General features: G+C 37.3%; 3 protein-coding genes. 2 read left to right on the forward strand and 1 reads right to left on the reverse strand.

Going from position 1 to position 1,384, the window contains the following annotated elements; genetic code table 11:
- A partial coding sequence (locus FN633_RS13405) for a hypothetical protein (RefSeq protein WP_208674111.1) occupies positions 1-293 on the forward strand: 293 nt, incomplete at its 5' end.
- A 163-nt stretch (positions 294-456) separates the two neighbouring features.
- The gene (locus FN633_RS13410; protein ID WP_154058037.1) at positions 457-795 is read left to right on the forward strand and encodes a putative T6SS immunity periplasmic lipoprotein; all 339 of its coding nucleotides are present in this window, start codon (positions 457-459) and stop codon (positions 793-795) included.
- A gap of 107 nt (positions 796-902) precedes the next feature.
- On the opposite strand, the gene FN633_RS13415 is transcribed toward FN633_RS13410, so the two are convergent.
- A complete protein-coding gene (locus tag FN633_RS13415) occupies positions 903-1,358 on the reverse strand; it encodes a DUF943 family protein (RefSeq protein WP_154058038.1) in 456 nt (151 codons plus the stop codon).
- Positions 1,359-1,384: the final 26 nt, after the last annotated feature.

Raw genomic sequence — 1,384 nt, forward strand, 5'->3', positions numbered from 1 at the left:
TGGTATGGGGTTCAGCAGTGATTACACAAGAGAAAGCAATACAGATAGCCAGGGATTATGCCGAACAAAACGGGCGTGGTTGGGATGATAATTATCATAAAGCTAGCGCTAGGACCATTGATGGCGAGCCTGTCTGGATGATTTCTACCTCTGATAGTGAATACTCTGACGAACTCCCTTGGATGATGAAGCATATGCCAAATCCTTGTTACTATTATATTAGTATGGTAGAGGCAAAGTGTATTGCAATTGGGAGCCGTGAAGGAGAGTATTTGTATCTAAGAAATGATTAACGATGGCCTTTGTCAGTCTTCGTAATTTCTTCAATCTCCCATAATACATTTGTTTCGGTTAATGTTTCAGGCTAAAGGAAAGCAAGGACGATACAGAGGCGATGATAAGTTCCCTGATATCCCACATCTTTATCATAAAATTGTTACCGGAAGAGGATGAGCAATGAAAAAATTTCTGTTCATGTGTTCGCTCATCCTTCTTGCCGGGTGTGCAGGACCAGGGGATCGTTTACCTGATATCCAGAATGCAAATGTTGACCTCCATGGAACAGAACCGTGTATAGCTTCTGTCTTTGCTCCTGGCGATCGCATATCCTCTGTTCAGATTGGTAGCATATCTGGAGACAAGGATAGTTTTCGTAAATATTTTACTGATAACCCATTGACTCCAGTGAGTGGTAAGTGTTTGCCTTTATTTGATTATCCGTTCTCACCGGGAAAGCAATACGTTGTTTATTACAGTGTAGATAATCCTAATAACAAAAGGGAAAGGATAATCTAGGCCAGTTCCTCTATAATTAACGAGCTGAAAAATAGGTCTTAAAAAAGGTGGGTTTAAGGGCTTTGTGTATTATATACCTTTAAGATTATTTTTTATTTTGATAGGTTTTATTGACTTTTATAGAGTATCGCCTTCTCACTACCCGACTGAAGGTAAGTTTTACCGTCTACATTTATGAAACTCTTCCCATTAAAATTTCCTCTCACAATAATTGCTATGCTGTTATATACACATCTTTTATTCTCGCCATTCGCATCATCAAAACAGGTATAGTCATCGATTGAGCCATCTCTTGTTCCTTTTGGCAATGCTTCATAACCAGCGAAATTCATGACGATAACTGTGAAATTATCAGGGGTATTAAAAATGTGATATTTTTTCTGAAGCAACTCTTTGTTTTTCAACCACCAGTTTACTTTTCCTTCTGTAGTCATGGGTAAGTGTTCAACAAAAACAGTACCATTATCTACTTTGATTATTTTTGTTGGTCTTACAGCAATCAATATGCAGCATGCAATTATAAAAAAAATTAAAATGGTTCCAATCCTTTTGTAATTAAACATTGTTTTCTCCTGTCAATGTTATAAAT

Origin of the sequence: Pseudescherichia vulneris, assembly GCF_902164725.1 — a bacterium.
Taxonomy (GTDB): Bacteria; Pseudomonadota; Gammaproteobacteria; order Enterobacterales; family Enterobacteriaceae; genus Pseudescherichia; species Pseudescherichia vulneris.

What these genes read in the sequence shown, in the direction of transcription:
- FN633_RS13410 (WP_154058037.1), top strand. Translation starts at nt 457, where the DNA reads ATGAAAAAATTTCTGTTCATGTGTTCGCTCATCCTTCTTGCCGGGTGT.
- FN633_RS13415 (WP_154058038.1), bottom strand. Translation starts at nt 1,358, where the DNA reads ATGTTTAATTACAAAAGGATTGGAACCATTTTAATTTTTTTTATAATT.